Consider the following 15,506-nt stretch of genomic DNA (forward strand, 5'->3'; position numbering starts at 1 on the left):
TCAAGACGATAACTTTTTTAAATTCAGTATTATGTCACAAGAAGATGATCTCAGGGGACTGGCGAAAGTCATGGACTTTATGCGTGCCCTCAGCGTATTATTCGTAGTTGTCAATATCTATTGGTTCTGCTATCCGTCCATCCGGGAATGGAACGTCAATATCGGAGTGGTGGACAGGATTCTGCTGAACTTCCAGCGCACGACCGGATTGTTCGGCTCCATCCTTTGGACAAAGCTTTTCTCCGTTACCTTCCTTGCCCTCTCGTGTCTGGGCACGAAGGGTGTAAAGGAGGAAAAAATCAAATGGGTGCATATCTGGACAGCCCTTTGCGCAGGTGTCGTCCTCTTCTTTTTCAACTGGTGGCTGCTCTGCCTGCCCGTACCGTTATTGGCACGCACCGCCTTTTATATATTCACTCTTGCCGTCGGCTACCTCTGCCTGCTCGCTGCCGGTGTATGGATCTCCCGCCTGCTCAAACAGAATCTCATGGACGATGTGTTCAACAACGAGAACGAAAGTTTCATGCAGGAAACAAGGCTTATCGAAAATGAATATTCCGTAAATCTGCCGACACGGTTCTATTATGGCAAGAAGTGGAACGACGGATGGATCAATGTCGTGAACCCTTTCCGTGCCTCCATCGTGCTGGGAACGCCCGGTTCGGGCAAGTCCTTTGCGGTGGTGAACTCCTACATCAAACAGCAGATAGAGAAAGGCTATGCCGCCTATATCTACGATTTCAAGTTTCCCGACCTCTCCACCATTGCTTACAACCACCTGATCGGTCATTTGGAGGGGTATAAAGTGCCGCCGAAGTTCTATGTCATAAACTTCGACGATCCCTCACGCAGTCACCGCTGCAATCCCCTCAATCCGAAGTTCATGACCGACATCTCCGATGCTTACGAGAGTTCATACAGCATCATGCTCAACCTCAACCGGTCGTGGGCGGCGAAGCAGGGCGATTTCTTCGTCGAGTCGCCCACCATTCTCTTTGCCGCCATTATCTGGTTCCTGCGGGTGTATAAGGACGGCAGGTATTGTACCTTCCCCCATGCCGTCGAGTTCCTTAACAAGCCCTACGAGCAGATTTTTCCCATCATGTCCTCCTATCCCGAACTGGAGAACTACCTCAGCCCCTTCCTCGATGCGTGGCTGGCGGGAGCTGCCGACCAGCTCATGGGCCAGATCGCCAGTGCGAAGATACCCCTGTCCCGCATGATCTCGCCGGCACTCTATTGGGTGATGTCCGCCGACGAGTTCTCTTTGGACATCAACAATCCCGACGAGCCGAAAATCCTCTGCATAGGCAACAATCCCGACCGGCAGGCGATCTACGGTGCTGCGCTCGGACTGTACAACAGCCGTATTGTAAAGATTGTCAACAAGAAGGACAGGTTGAAAAGCTCCATCATCATCGACGAGCTGCCCACCATCTTCATCAAGGGACTGGACAACCTGATAGCCACCGCACGCAGCAACAAGGTCGCCGTGCTGCTCGGCTTTCAGGATTTCAGCCAGCTTATCCGTGACTATACCGACAAGGAGGCAAAGGTGATCATCAACACGGTAGGCAACATATTTTCGGGACAGGTCGTGGGGGAAACGGCCAAAACCCTCAGCGAGAGGTTCGGCAAGATACTTCAGAAACGCCACTCCATCTCCATCAACCGGCAGGACGTTTCCACCTCCATATCCACCCAAATGGACAGTCTCATTCCACCCAGCAAGATCAGCGGACTGACACAGGGGATGTTCGTCGGCTCCGTAGCCGACAACTTCGGGGAGAGGATTGAGCAGAAAATCTTCCACTGCGAGATTGTCGTCGATGCCAAAAAAATAGCCGAAGAGGAAAAGGCATATCAGAAGATACCCGTTATCACCGGCTTCGTGGACGATGAAGGGGTGAATCACATGAAGGAAATGGTACAGGAAAACTACAACCGGATCAAGGAGGATGTCAGACGGATCGTGGCCGACGAGCTGGAGCGCATCGCCGCAGATCCCAACCTCAGACATCTTCTGGAACTGAACAAATAACCGTAAATGCAAGGCCTTCACACACGTGGAGAACCGTGTGTGAAAGGGTCCGCATTTCATCGGTTGCGTCTCCTGTGCCCCTCGTCATCGTCTTCCATCCGTTTGAGCAGAACTTCACGCAGGCGGTCGATGAAGTAGGTTCTGTCTCCCGCCTTACGCCGCCGCATCCGCGCGTAGTAGCTCGAAGCATTCTTCACGTTCACCCCCAGCACATGACAGACGTATTCCACCACACGCCCGAGTGTCACCTCACCGCCGTTGAACATCTTCAGCTCGTGGCAGGCATACAGCAGTTCCATCAGGCAGATGACCTCTGCCGTCCAGCAGACGGGGGGATCACCCTCTGTAGTCGGCAGACCTGCCGGAGCAATGGCGGAACCGGACTTATGAATGAACCTGCATCTGTCCAGCAGACCTTTCAGGTACTCCAGCGTACCAATGATATAGGCATAGCAGGGCAAGTGCTCTTTTTGTGCTGTGCGGTAATGCTCACGCAGAATGACCAGTTTGCAACTTAGATATTGCAGCTGGAAAAAGACGAGCGTAACATCCTTTTCCACACGTTGCAGCTCATAGACCTCACGGATGAACTCGGTGTTGGCGTTTGCCAGTGTATTCCTGTCACTCTCTTCTCGCTCCAGTAACAGGAAATAAGGGATAAAAGTAAACAGTTCCATGCTGTTCGGGATTTTAATTAAACACCGGCAAGATAGCGAAACGAGCACTGATAGCCGTTACGCTTTTTATTTGAAATAAGCTCTACATCAAGCCTGATGAATTTTTATTTGCTCCGCCACCGGTGAGCCAGTGCCTGCTTCAGCCTCCCCGGAGTGCATCCCATGTTTCTTTTACAGAATTCACACAGACGGCTTGCTGATGAAAATCCGTTCCTCTCCGATATTTCTCCCAGTGAAAGTCCATGATTATATTTTATATCCAGACATATGCGTTTTATTCGCCGATTCCTTAGCCAACGTCCCGGGGGCAACCCGTAAACAGACAGAAACCTGTTTCTGAAGGCCGAATAACTCATACGGCACAGCAGGGAGAGTGTACCGACGGAATACACGCCGGGGCTGTAAAAAATAACTTTCAGACGAAATACGGCGACGGACAATATCCTCAACCGCCTTTCTGCGAACTGAAAGTCCAGTTCACTGACACAAGTGGAATATCCCCGGAGTTGTTTCCTCCGTTCCAGATAGAAGTACAGACAAACCTCCCTGTAAATATCATACAGGGAAACAGATGGGCCTATAGCATACAAAATCTCACAAAGCCAAAGCATTTCCTCCGTACGTCCCCTCTTGCGGCATGGCAGGACGACATTCTCCCGCAACCTGCACAAAACATCCCTGTCCCGTGAAAGGAAGAGCAATACCAGAACGCCCCTGTATGCAGGACAAGCCATGCCGGGGAGTTCCGGCAGCATCTCCAGCACACGGAGTACATGCCCGCAAAGTTCAGAGTTCCCTGCGTACCTTCCCAACACGAGCAGCCTCTTTATCTTCTTCGTCCGGGAGAGTCTTCTCACATCATTGCAAAACAGGCTGACCATCTCTTTCTGCCCATCCTGCGCATGCTTTCTGAACAGTTCCAGAAGATCAGGCTCCGCCATTCCCGCCCATACCCGTTTACTTCATACCGTGCCTTATCATTCACAGCACACACATTATTCTGATACAATCGTCATCAACCAGACACGGGTATTGCGCCAGTCGTTCCAGCACCGGTTCCAATGCAAATCCCTGTATAATTCTGTGACGTTTGCTGTCACTACAAAACACACTTTCCATCTCCATTTCAGGAAAGTAACACAGAAGATGGGCGGCAGAGGCGTCAAAAGCCACAGGGCCGTCCTCGTGAAGAAAAATGTAAATATCCGACACATTTGCACTTTCCATTCCCTTGATCAGATCTGTTATCTCCATCTTGCACATTTTATAATATTTTTACATTTTTTCCTTACTTCCCGAATACTCCGAGCATACGAATTTTCGGTTTTATGCCAAATATCCTATTCTACGGCCTTACGGAATTCCTTATCCGCAAAAAGCTCCGCCAGTCCCGATATCTGCTTCAGGCGCAGCAACTCATCCTTGTCCATACCCAGGTTCCTGCGTATCCACGAATCCGACATGCCCGACCTCGTAAGTTCCCCGACAAGCCGTGTCATAAGCTCGATCTTATGCATTCCACGGGCACGGTTATGGCGGATGGTAGAGGCCATACGCTCGGCCAGATCCTTACGGATGACGGTAACGGGTAACAGTCCGTTCTCCCGCTTGTATATTCTGGGCGAGGTCATCATGACCTTATACCTGTGATAGCCGTCCACAAGCTCGTACACATCCTCTTTCTCAATGTAATAACACACGCACGGCATCGTGTACCCATCCTCCCAAATCGAGAGTTCCAAAAGCCGCATCTCAGGAGGGGCCGTCACGTTGGGATTATAGGAATTCGCCCTGATCCTTTCCACCGGTACAGCCTTGACGCCATACACGGGACTGGTAAATTCATTGTCCATCTTTTCATTCATTAAAATAAGATCTATATTCATCCATCATCTTCCGTCTTCTTTCCTGTTCCTGTTTATTTGGTGAAAAGCCCATGTACTTGCAACAGTGGCCGTTTTTCAGGATACAGATGCACATCCGCTTGTACGAGGGCAATTCACGGAATTCAGGCAGGTCTATGTCATCAAGGTATTCCATCCTGACCGGGAGCTTGTGCGTCCTGTATCCCGATGTCCCGCCAAGTTTGAAAGGGATATTCAACCTCTTGAGTTTCATGATCGTTTCTTTTGCCAGACAGCCGCCCTTCTCCCGCCAGAACCGCACGCTTACCTCCAGTTTATCCAGATAGTTGTTCCTGGCATCCTCAGGAAGGGTGTCCAGAAGGAAAAAAAGATATTTTTTCCAGGTCATTCCCTCAGGCAGCCTGACACCCCGCCATCCCATCGCTACAGAGTTACCGTAACCCCCGGCAAAATTAACACCGTTCACACGTCCCAGCATCTTGCCCCACATCTCCGGCTCGATCACCCTGTACAGATGCAGCGACGGGATGGCCTGGGAAATGAACGGGCTCGCAACACGCTGGCTGTTCAGAGGAACACCCGCCTGATAATAGAGGTCATACAACCTGTTGTATTTCCAACGGAAACGGCCATTGGCAGTCCATATATCCGTAGTATGCCAGTCATACAACGGATACACGTTGTCTATGCCCTCATCGACAGGACATATCCAGTCGGCTGAAGGGCCCGGAGTGCTACGATAGATCGTTCTCCAACGGTTAAAGCTTTCCTGGGTACGTATTCCAACCAGACATGCCACTTTTTGCACTCCAAGTTGCTTGCGGAGCCAAAAGGAAAAACATTCCTGGAACTCGTAATCCCACATCTGCGGAGTATAAAAATCAAATGCTTCCGTACCCAGGTATTCCACAGGCATCTCCCTGACCCAACGGACACAAGGGTCCCAGGGCCGCCAGAATCTCTGGTACATGGATGCAGCCGAACCGACCTTGAAAGGCACGCAACAGCGGTAAACATCCAGAATATCCCGGTTCGAAGACAGCATCTCATCCACATACTCCGTGGTCAGGGAATACTGCACTTCGTAATCCATATGGAATACTCCCATCCGACCTCCATATTGCCTGATATGCTCCACACAGGCATTCAGCAGCACACCGCTGTCCTTACCCCCCGAAAAAGAAAGGTACACATAATCATACTCGCCGAAGATTCTTCTGATCCTCTCCCGCAACGCCTGATATACATTCATCCGAGTTCCTCCCATTCTCTTTCAGCCATCCTGTTTCCCACTGTCGGAACCCATACGTACCAATTCCATCATAACATATAACTTGGTTTCCCGGATCGTGATGAAATTCATGTATTTGAAAATTCCGACATCCCGTTTCTGAACGGTCGCCCGCAAAGGGGAAGTCTCATCGCCCGACTCCTTGATCACGCTTTTCAACAGCTTCAGCAACTGGTTCCCCCTCTTCCTATCGGGAGTGGCATAATAATTATCAATTTTATAACCACCATCGAGTTTTCTCTCAACAGGCATGAAAGCCACTACCTGGTCTTCATGGTAGAGAACATGCCAGGTAAACATCCGGGAGGATTTATAAGGGTAGTTGTTATTCTCCCGCAGACATGCAGGACTAAGTACAAAGTGCCCTACGGCCAGATAAAGTTCGGGAGATTTTCCCTCAAATATTCGTACTTTCAGTTTCATAGGCATACATTTCATACATATACTGGTGCTTATTTACTATTCCTGCCCCCGCTATCTTCACGATGTACGCTATTATCCATAATCCGCCCCCCGGTTTCAGGAAAAGTTTCGGGTTCTTTTCCTCTCCCGTACGTATCTTTTATAGGGATCAGAAAACGACTCCTAATACCGGCTTTTCTATAACCTCCCGTAAAATAGAAATATTCTTTCAAAGGTGAATTACGCAAGAACCTATCCAGCAGAGCGTATGATCTGAAATGCTTCAAATGCCCCTGGTAGGAGTTTAGCACAGCCAACATCTTTCGCAGTCTTTCCGGAGCGGGTTTTCCTTTGGAACTCTCTTTTTCCAGCCTGTGTACCGCTTCCCGAAAAAATCCTGCGGTACGTTTTGACGGATATTTCCTGTACGGTCTCACATACGCTCCCAGAAAAGCCACACCACGACTGTAATGCTGCAATTCGATTTTATCCGGATGCAACTCCAACTCCAATTCTTCCTTCAAGAATTCCCGTATCCATGGAATCAGTTCCTTTAGATAGCGTTTGCTTGGATGGACAATAAAAAAATCATCCACATAACGCCCGTAATGTTTACAGCGTAAAACACGCTTCACATATCCATCCAACTCCCCCAAATAGATGTTACTGAACAGCTGGGATGTCAAATCTCCTATGGGAAGTCCCACACCTTCCGGAGAATTGAACAAACTTTTCGTGGGTGGAAGTCCTTCCCAATCTTCCGCGCTACCCCGTATCCGGCAATCCCGCTGGGGATTTCTGAATATAATCTGTCTTAGCAGGAAATCTATCAGTTCCATATCCGGGCATTCTTTTTGTTTCCGGCTTCTTCTATATCGTTCCAGTCCCTTGCAGATAAGATCGTACAGACGATCCTTCCTGATACTCATGAAATACCCCCTTAAGTCCAGTTTTAATATATAGGCACTATAACGATAATTTTGCGTACAACTGCGTATGTGGTGTTCCAGGCGTGCTATTCCCTGACTTGTCCCCTTTCCTCGGCGACATGAATAACTGTCAAAAATCATTCTGCCCTCAAACATAGGAGAAATATAATTATACAACAGATGATGCACTACCCTGTCCCTGAAATCCGAGGCAAAAATTTCTCGCTTCACTGGCCTGTTAACCACGAAACATACCCCAGGTGAAGGAGTGTAGTTCCTATCCCTTATCTGTTCATACAACTCCATAAGATTATGTTCCAGATCAATCTCAAACGCAAGCTGGCTCGCAGTATTTCTTTTCTTCTTCCTCGCCTCGTAATAGGCCTGAAAAAGATCCGTAAGCAAATCCTGTCTCTTATAACATTCAGCCATTTCTGTAATTTACATTCAAAGGATTCCCTGCCTCGTACAAGGATAAATTCTTGGGAAGAACGCACCCCAAACCCGTACGCCCGATTGTTGTTGTTCAACGGGTTCACGTTCGACGAGTTGAAGTTCAGGTTGCGACCGTTGTTCTGGTTGTTCGGAACCGCCGACCAACAGTAGCCGTAGCTGCCAACGTTGTTCGCCCCGCCATTGGAATAGTTGCGATACCCCGACGCAGGGAAATATAACCACTTATTGTATATATCGGAGGACCTTTCGGAACCCCGATATAAAACTGTCCATTACTGCCCGCAACATGACTTCGGATACATCTATCCGCCATGACCGTTTTTACACGGACAGTGGGTTACTGAATTTATCTGGCACTCTCTCGCAAGTCTTGGCTATACGAAATGCTGGCCTTATCCTGTTTTGTATAGGCAAAGGAATCCTTTTTATTTATATCTTTTCTTGTTTATATTTTTTCTTGACTCTTTGCGTCCTGTCTCCGTGCATAATCATGCCAAGCCGACAATTGCTTCGACAGCAACTCCACCTGTTGGGCAAACGCCGCATACTGCTTCACACTGATATGCCGCATATCTTGCAACAGTCTTAAACGGACCTTGACTCCTACAACCAGATCTCTTGCCCGTTCAATATACGGAAGTTTTCCAGTCGTAGCATTAGCCCTGTATATCATTACCATAATCTCGGTCAGATCCTTTTTCAACACCTCCACCAGTGTATATTTCACATCACGGGGAATCTTTCCCGTCTTCTCATACATACTCCTTAACAAGTCATATGCAGCCTTATACACAGGCAAATTATCATAAACTGCCACTTCTCATTCATTGTATATTAGAGCATCTTTTTCAACTCATTTACAAATAACATACAATCCATCGGAGTACTTTCCGCCAGATTGAACATCCGGATTCGCATGATTAACTCTCCATGCGGAATATTACTCCGTGACAGATTCTGCACACACGCATCTCTCCTCCCTACAACTGAATGCTCCGATGAAAGTTCCTGTTTCCATTCTTCAAACCTCTGTCCGTCTATAGGTTTTAGCGTTCGCAACACAAGACGGTCAGGCATAGTCTCCATATGCTCCAAAGAACCTATATACTTTTGTTCATGCTTACATGGAAATCCCACTGAAACTATCTCACCGCCACCGAGTGACTTTAACCTTCTTTTTATAGCCTTCAAAGGCTTGATCTGCGTACAGACAGCGTAAGCAGACTTTTCATAAGCTTTCCAGAAAAGCCCCTCACGATAAAGAATGATACTTCCGTTATTACCTGCTTCAGCTTCTATAAAATCCTTGCTGGTCATAATTATTTAATTTTAATATCTATAAAAATCGACCGGCTTCGCCGGTACTATCCCTACGGCCTTAAAGCCGTAGGGAAAATAATCCAATAAAACGGATACGGTCGCTACGCTCCCTATTCTTGACAAGAACGCACCCCAAACCCGACAGCCCGATAGTTGGAGGTGCTCAAAGGGATCACTTGCAACGAGCTGAAGTACAGGTAGTGACCCTTGGTCGGGCTGGACGGAACCGCCGACCAATAGAAGCCGTCGCTACTAACGTTGCTCACCATGCCATTGGAACGGTAGCGATACCCCGACGCAGGGAAGAAGATGGTTTTACTCTTTGAAGAATCAGTGTAGAAATTCCATCCCTTCAAGGAACTGCTGCTCCACGTTCCGTTGATTTCAGAAGACGTACTTGTACTGCCTCCGGTTGTTGTGAATCCAGTGAAAACATTACCGGGAGGAAGTTTGAAGCCCACAGGAGAGGGATCATAAATCGTTTTTATGACATTTTCGTCATTGGCAGTATAAACATTGTTATCGGCACTCCATAGATTTGCATATGTATTATCGCCATAATATTGACTCTGCATCACATCCGGTTTGAGAATATAATTCATGATACAAGTGGCGCCGGTAGAAAAGTTCTCCGTTTTAGGACTTTCCGTGTGAGCATTGCCGTCTTTGTCGTACCAGATTTTATTGGTATTGGCCAATCCGTTCGAAGGTGGGAACGGATCTTTACGACCCCACTCATAATAAGGATGATTGCCACCTGTTGTGATTGAAGCCGAAACTTGTTTGATGATCACTTCCTTGCTTGCGTCTCCGGCAGTGAATCTCACCTTGCAACTACGCTCTGCATAAGTTTCGGTACGACCATCGCACCAGCCGAGATTAACGGGCATAAATTTATATTTTTGGCTTTGGTGATTGGTTACCTCGATGGTTTGGCCGATATTTTCATCGGTCACCCAGATATGCCAGGACCAGAGGACGTTGTCGCCGGCATCCTTGATGGCGATGACGGCATTACCCTGCCGGATAGTCCGAGCATACACTTGGAAGGATATGTAATTCTCGGGATTAACGAATAGTTGCATTTGGGAATTATTGTATTGTACATTGGAAATCAAACCCGGCGCGTCCTGCCATAACAATTCGGCCTTGGCAGGAACACAACCGGCATTCTCTTTTATGTAAGGGCTGGTGATTGGATTACCCGTATGGTTGATGAAAGGTGTCAGAATATCACTTCCTGTTTTATTGGAGGTATATGCAGAAGTGTTGGTCTTACCATTTTTGATGGCATTTCCATATACTAAAGGGAAACAGTAGTATCCCGGAGCACTGACAACATAGCAGTTGGCGGTGTTCTGAACCGTTGAACCACCATCAGTCTGGTTGGCGAGGTTATGGTGATAAATTACACCACCGTGTGATGGGTTATCCCTTAACTTTTGCGCATGGGGGTCACTACTCGTACCGATCTGTGCGCCGACAGTTGCATTGTATGATTGTGGAGTCTCTCCACCGGGACCGGCTGTGGTGAAACCGGTCACCCAATCGAGTGGGGTATTTTTCCATGATACTCCGTCGTCCTCCGAAAACTCTGCCGTCCATGGGACGGATTGCTTTTCCCCTCTGGAGTTATGCTTGTAGCTTGTGACACTGTATTGTTGTGTACCGCCGCTATAGGTGAAGTCCCCTGGCATGTTGACGCTAAGCTCGTATGTCCAGTTTATGGAGCTGCTGGAGATTTTATAAGTGACAGTCTTTCCAATAGGCCAGACTGTGCCTTTGATGTCAGCGGTCAGCGTGTGATCGACGTTGGATTTGTCGGTGAATACGACTTCAATTTGTGCGCCGTCGGGAAGCGTCTGCGGAATCATCATGAAGGTCTGCGCATCGGTAGTAAGGGCTTCGTCCGGGGTTCCCGTAGTGGATTTATCCAATGTCTGCGAGAAATCGGCGGGAGTATCTACACCGCTCCAGCTATGTGTTCCATAGTTCAAAATCCCCTTGGAACAGACATTTTTCAGACTGACGCTCTTTACGGTACCTCCCTGCATGTCATTCCCGCACACGAACCTGACGGCTGTCAGGGCATGGTTGAAAGTAAGCGGCGCGGCATTATTAGCGTTTTTCAGAGTACCTGTCGGAGTAGTATAAATCGAATTTGCAAAAAGAAGGTCTTTCTGGTCGGCGACGTCTGCCGGGACCGTGTAGGTGATTGTCGGGCTTCCCGGCTTCGCCTTGTCCGAAAGGACGATCCCTTCCCCGTGGTAGGGCGCGTAAGCGAAGACGCTTAGGTGTTCCGTAGCCGGCCAACGATAGGAGGTGGTCCAGTTCGATGCTTTCGTGACCTCGACATCGTACATGTAATCCGGCCGGTACGAGGTCTCACTCCAGGAACCCGTATAAGCCGATGCCGATATGCCGAACGATTCGTAGAGAGTCTCCGTTTTTACGGGCGTGGCACGGGTAAGGACGGCCGTGTCCGGACAAATGTCCGAAGAGGGGGAAGCGATACTGTCGGTGTAAAGCGTGTGCAGGTAAAGGGGAGTATTGCCATCTCCGCCGTGCAGGGGCTGCACGGAATCCCGTGGGACCGCCTTTTCTGCCGGGCCGCCCGCCGCCCGCGTGCTATGCCACTCCGACCCCTCGGATACCGAAAAGCGGATATAGGGTCCCGTGTACGCGCCCGTCTCAATCTCATCCCGGCACGAGGCGAGCAGGACGACCGAAAGCAATACCGGCAGGCTCAAGTTTCCGAGCCTCCGGCATAAATTCTTGTTCATTTCCATATTCGTGTCATTTATATCATCGTTTCTTGTTTTTCACGTGCACGGGAGGCCCTTGCACGCTTGTTTGTGACCGGGAAGGGACAGAGCCGGAAACCGGCTTTCACCCCGGTTTCGGCTCCCCGACGAATCTTCAAGGCAAAGACACCGTGATGCCGATGAAGGTATCGGATACCGGTCCAACCCCGCCCGGCCTGTTTCATCCGGCCGCCATGCGGCCGTCCGATTCTTTACATGTCAACATCCTTCGTTTCTTCTACCCACTCTGTTACCTGAACCGTAAACTTGATGGCGTTATTTCCCAGGATGTCATCGCCAGGCTTGAACGGATCGGTCGGGTCAGAAGGATTCGGTTTTTCGGGATCAACCTTGCCGGCACCGCTTGTGAAATCGAGTGTGTAAACGTATTTCTTGCCGGCCTCCCAATTCGTGTTGACAGGCACGGCAGCCCAGTCGTAGTCACCGACAACTTCAGCCGGATAGACACGGGCGCCGGCTTTGGTGGTTATCTGGAGTTTTACGGCCAGGTAAGCACCCTTGTTCGCATTGGGCTTATCCCCGGCAGCATCCCATGCTGTAAGCTGCTGCGGGATCAGCATGGCGCTGCCTCCCGTTCCCATAAGCGATTCGGGCGTTCCGTTCAGCGTTATTTCACCGAAATCAGGCACTGTATAGTTGACCTTATCCATTTCCAAGTTCCAGTTTTCAGTACCGAAATCGAATGTCCCCTTCGATACCGGCTGTCCGATGCGCACGGCCACCACCTTGTAACGGTAAGCATCCTGGTCGTTCTTGGCCTTGATCTCGATCTGGGAAAGTTGATGTTTGAAAGTCAAGGCAACACCGGCTGACTCGTTGACCGACTTTTTACCGGTAGCTTTGCAGGACACAAAGTCCTTCTGGTCGGCGATAGTCGTTTTAGGAGAAAAATCGGCGAGCGTCTTGGTTGCATTGGTGATTGTCACGGTACCGCCCAGATCACCGCTCGAAGGCGCGTAGGCGAAGAATTTGAGTTCGCTGTCGTCGTTCGGCCAATAATAGGAGTTGGGGGAGGATTTAAAGAAGTTATCCACGTCTTTAGTGAACTGTTCATTAGTAAAGAAATTGGCATTGTTCTTGTCAAGAGCCGTCACGAAAATGTCATTGAGGTTAGCCGTTACCGTTTCTGTGGCGCGGGTTGCCATTGCGCCACGGAAATCGATTGCAGCACCACGGTTGACAGCTGTCTGTTCGTCTTTCGAACAGGCTGCCATGACGAGAGCCGCCACGGCAATGAATAAAAATTTCTTTTTCATAAAAATAAAATTTAAAAATTAATAAATGAATGAACTATATACTCTCTCGTCTTTGCTTGAAGGACGAAGGGAAAGACTACATCTCTATATCTATCGGCACGGTCTGCCAGTCCTCGACCTCGGGCTGGAAACCGCCGCCGTTGACGATCGGTTTGGGCAGGGGAAGCCCGTCCAGGACGATATGCACGTTGCGCGGGTCCGGAGCCGAGTGGATTTGATCCGTCACGTCATAGGTGTAATACCACTTGCTTCCATCGGCCAGAACGGCATAGACAGTCAGCGTATGGTTGTTTCCCGTCTTATGGCCGAAGGTGAGCAGACCGCCCGTGATGACGGTTTTCTCCCCGTCCTTATCCTTGCCGGTAACGGCATCGAAGGGGATTGTCACACGCTCTCCCGTAAGGGCATCGGCTCCCGCACCGGGCAACAGACCTCCCGCCAGGCCCGAGATCGAGCTGCCGACCCCGGAGACGTATTTCAGGTTTTTGGCATTACGGATCTCGACCGTGTAGCGGCAGACTGACACTGCCGGGTAAAGCGTGATCGTCGGCGCGGCTGTTTCCTGATTCAATCCGATACCCTCCGCATGGTCACTCCACAGCATGTCGGGAGGCAGCACGATACGCTCATCCTCCGTACCTCTGGCACGGGGTACACCGGCGGACCGCACACCCAGTGCGGAAAGGCCCGATAACAGATCGGCCGTGCGGGTGGTGACCTCGAAAGTCGTTTTCGATCCGGTATTGCGATAGGTGACGTTCTCCGTGTCGCTGTTCAGGCAAAATGCATCGTAATGCCCGACAGGAACGCGGATGATACCGCCGTTACGGTCCGTGAACTCGTAACGCAATGCCTCCCCGCCATGGGTCGGGAACAGGTAGAGCGACATGGACGCGGGGGCGGCATCCGGAGCCTTCCGCCAGTCGAAGACAACCTTCACGTTGACCACATGCAAGCTGTCATGGCACAGATCCTTGTGCTCGCAGGAGGTCAATGACAAGACCGCCAGAACAGCGATGGCCAGCAATACATGGTTCATACGTTCCAACATCCTTTTCATTGTCCGCCTCCTTTCTTGTCATTATAATTACCACGTCCCAGAAGCCACACGAGCGAAACCTCCGCTTTCGTGGGCCCGAACCAATGACGCCGCCTGGTCTCTCTCCAGACATACCGGCCGCCATCGGGAACGTATGTATGGTATTCGCCGCCCCAGTAGCCCGCGCCGATGACGAAATCCAGGTTCAGGCGACGGCCCACGGGCAACGAGTAACCGTACTCCACACCCACGGCGTAATTGCATTTTTCCCAGAGGGAACCACCCGGCTTGCCGCCCATGTAGCCTTTTCCTCCTGTCTCGAAATCGTACGTGAACAACTGCCCGTAAAAGCCCAGATGGTGTCCTGTAAGCGGTTTTTCCGCCGCGCGGCGACCGAAGTATTTGCGTACGTCCAGCTCCCCGCCGTACAGGCGCCAGTAATTATGGCGCTTATTGCTGTTCCACCAGGCGTACATCCAGTTGCCGCCGACCGTCCAGCCCTTGCCCAGGTAGAGCTCCACGCCGATATTCGGGACGAGAAGGGCATCGTAGAGCAGGTTTGTCTTGAGTCCCATGTAGAAAGCTTTGGGAACATCGGCAACGGGAACGGCTGCCTGTACCGTGTCGCGGATGACGACGGTCCTTTCAATGGTATCACGGACGACGACGGTATCCCTTGGTTCCGCCTGTCGGGGCAGAACGACAGTGTCCCCTTCCATCCCTTTGGAGACCGGTTCGAACTCGCATTCGATTACGGAACAATTACGCAGTTCCGGAAAGAAATGTTCTGCCATATAATGCCATACGCGGCCACCGCGCAGATTCATTAGCTGCCGCTTGCGGGAATCGACGACGACTCCGTTACGGGTCACCCACTCGGGAGTATCACGAAGGATACGGAGGGCCTCCTCGCGGTAGGGCATGTCGGAAGCCTTGACAAGTGAGGCAAGCCCCTCCCAGTCATTCCCCGAAGAGGTGCATGCGAATACCGAATCGGGGACGGGAAGGCGTTCCAGGATAAGGCCCCGCAAGGACGCGAGCCGTTCATCGGACAGGCGCCTGTTTGAGGCGGAATTTCCCTCGGGCGACGATCCCGAGCGCATACTGATACGGCGCAGCACGGAATGGGCCTGCCGGGAACGGATGCCCGAGAGAAGCGAGTCCAGGCGGACACCGTTGTCCCGGTAGGAAAGATCCGGTGTGGAACTGCCCACGGGAAAGTAGAGCCGGCAATGCAGGGTATCACCGCAGCAAAAGGCCGGACAGAAAATACCGAGGAACAGGGTCAAAACAAAAACTCTTTTTAAATCCATCTGCAAAAAAGACTAATAAATTATCTACTTAAAAGCCAAGCAATAGTTTCCACTCTCCATGACAGAGAGTGGAAAAAAGAATAAAATAGCGT

General features: G+C 50.3%; 16 protein-coding genes. 1 reads left to right on the forward strand and 15 read right to left on the reverse strand.

Features of this window, described 5'->3' with window-relative positions; genetic code table 11:
* The first annotated feature begins 28 nt into the window (after positions 1–28).
* Positions 29–2,041, forward strand: coding sequence for a conjugal transfer protein MobC (gene mobC, locus VCM39_RS11405; RefSeq protein WP_162098784.1), 2,013 nt, complete (start codon positions 29–31; stop codon positions 2,039–2,041).
* Positions 2,042–2,097: 56 nt separating this feature from the next.
* Here the strand turns inward: mobC and VCM39_RS11410 are convergent, their stop codons facing one another.
* The 15 genes from VCM39_RS11410 to VCM39_RS11480 form a co-directional block, all read right to left on the reverse strand.
* The gene (locus VCM39_RS11410; protein WP_005800217.1) at positions 2,098–2,718 is read right to left on the reverse strand and encodes an RteC domain-containing protein; all 621 of its coding nucleotides are present in this window, start codon (positions 2,716–2,718) and stop codon (positions 2,098–2,100) included.
* A 104-nt stretch (positions 2,719–2,822) separates the two neighbouring features.
* Complete coding sequence (locus VCM39_RS11415; protein WP_322932650.1) at positions 2,823–3,533, reverse strand: helix-turn-helix transcriptional regulator; 711 nt, start codon at positions 3,531–3,533, stop codon at positions 2,823–2,825.
* A gap of 166 nt (positions 3,534–3,699) precedes the next feature.
* The gene (locus VCM39_RS11420) at positions 3,700–3,981 is read right to left on the reverse strand and encodes a hypothetical protein (RefSeq protein ID WP_005800220.1); all 282 of its coding nucleotides are present in this window, start codon (positions 3,979–3,981) and stop codon (positions 3,700–3,702) included.
* Positions 3,982–4,058: 77 nt separating this feature from the next.
* On the reverse strand, positions 4,059–4,571 hold the full coding sequence (locus tag VCM39_RS11425; protein ID WP_005800221.1) for an IbrB-like domain-containing protein: 513 nt from the start codon (positions 4,569–4,571) through the stop codon (positions 4,059–4,061).
* A gap of 4 nt (positions 4,572–4,575) precedes the next feature.
* Positions 4,576–5,850, reverse strand: a complete 1,275-nt coding sequence (locus tag VCM39_RS11430; protein ID WP_074783443.1) for a DUF3440 domain-containing protein — start codon at positions 5,848–5,850, stop codon at positions 4,576–4,578.
* Between the two features lie 6 nt (positions 5,851–5,856).
* Positions 5,857–6,297: a hypothetical protein gene (locus tag VCM39_RS11435; protein WP_322932649.1), complete on the reverse strand. Its 441-nt coding sequence runs from the start codon at positions 6,295–6,297 to the stop codon at positions 5,857–5,859.
* Between the two features lie 29 nt (positions 6,298–6,326).
* Complete coding sequence (locus tag VCM39_RS11440) at positions 6,327–7,637, reverse strand: RNA-directed DNA polymerase (protein ID WP_229093100.1); 1,311 nt, start codon at positions 7,635–7,637, stop codon at positions 6,327–6,329.
* Positions 7,638–7,761: 124 nt separating this feature from the next.
* Positions 7,762–7,974, reverse strand: coding sequence for a hypothetical protein (locus tag VCM39_RS11445; protein ID WP_140399012.1), 213 nt, complete (start codon positions 7,972–7,974; stop codon positions 7,762–7,764).
* Between the two features lie 132 nt (positions 7,975–8,106).
* On the reverse strand, positions 8,107–8,421 hold the full coding sequence (locus tag VCM39_RS11450; protein ID WP_230583742.1) for a four helix bundle protein: 315 nt from the start codon (positions 8,419–8,421) through the stop codon (positions 8,107–8,109).
* 74 nt (positions 8,422–8,495) lie between these two features.
* Positions 8,496–8,978: a hypothetical protein gene (locus tag VCM39_RS11455; protein WP_005818128.1), complete on the reverse strand. Its 483-nt coding sequence runs from the start codon at positions 8,976–8,978 to the stop codon at positions 8,496–8,498.
* A 113-nt stretch (positions 8,979–9,091) separates the two neighbouring features.
* Positions 9,092–11,770: a fimbrillin family protein gene (locus tag VCM39_RS11460; RefSeq protein ID WP_323673962.1), complete on the reverse strand. Its 2,679-nt coding sequence runs from the start codon at positions 11,768–11,770 to the stop codon at positions 9,092–9,094.
* Between the two features lie 11 nt (positions 11,771–11,781).
* The gene (locus VCM39_RS11465; RefSeq protein WP_032588460.1) at positions 11,782–11,970 is read right to left on the reverse strand and encodes a hypothetical protein; all 189 of its coding nucleotides are present in this window, start codon (positions 11,968–11,970) and stop codon (positions 11,782–11,784) included.
* Positions 11,971–11,997: 27 nt separating this feature from the next.
* A complete protein-coding gene (locus tag VCM39_RS11470; RefSeq protein WP_322932647.1) occupies positions 11,998–13,062 on the reverse strand; it encodes a fimbrillin family protein in 1,065 nt (354 codons plus the stop codon).
* 76 nt (positions 13,063–13,138) lie between these two features.
* Complete coding sequence (locus tag VCM39_RS11475; RefSeq protein ID WP_196031158.1) at positions 13,139–14,122, reverse strand: DUF5119 domain-containing protein; 984 nt, start codon at positions 14,120–14,122, stop codon at positions 13,139–13,141.
* On the reverse strand, positions 14,119–15,414 hold the full coding sequence (locus tag VCM39_RS11480) for a DUF3575 domain-containing protein (RefSeq protein WP_196031159.1): 1,296 nt from the start codon (positions 15,412–15,414) through the stop codon (positions 14,119–14,121). Before VCM39_RS11480 ends, VCM39_RS11475 begins: the two co-directional genes overlap by 4 nt.
* Between the last annotated feature and the right edge of the window lie 92 nt (positions 15,415–15,506).

Origin of the sequence: Bacteroides mucinivorans (assembly GCF_034654355.2) — a bacterium.
Lineage (GTDB): Bacteria > Bacteroidota > Bacteroidia > Bacteroidales > Bacteroidaceae > Bacteroides > Bacteroides nordii.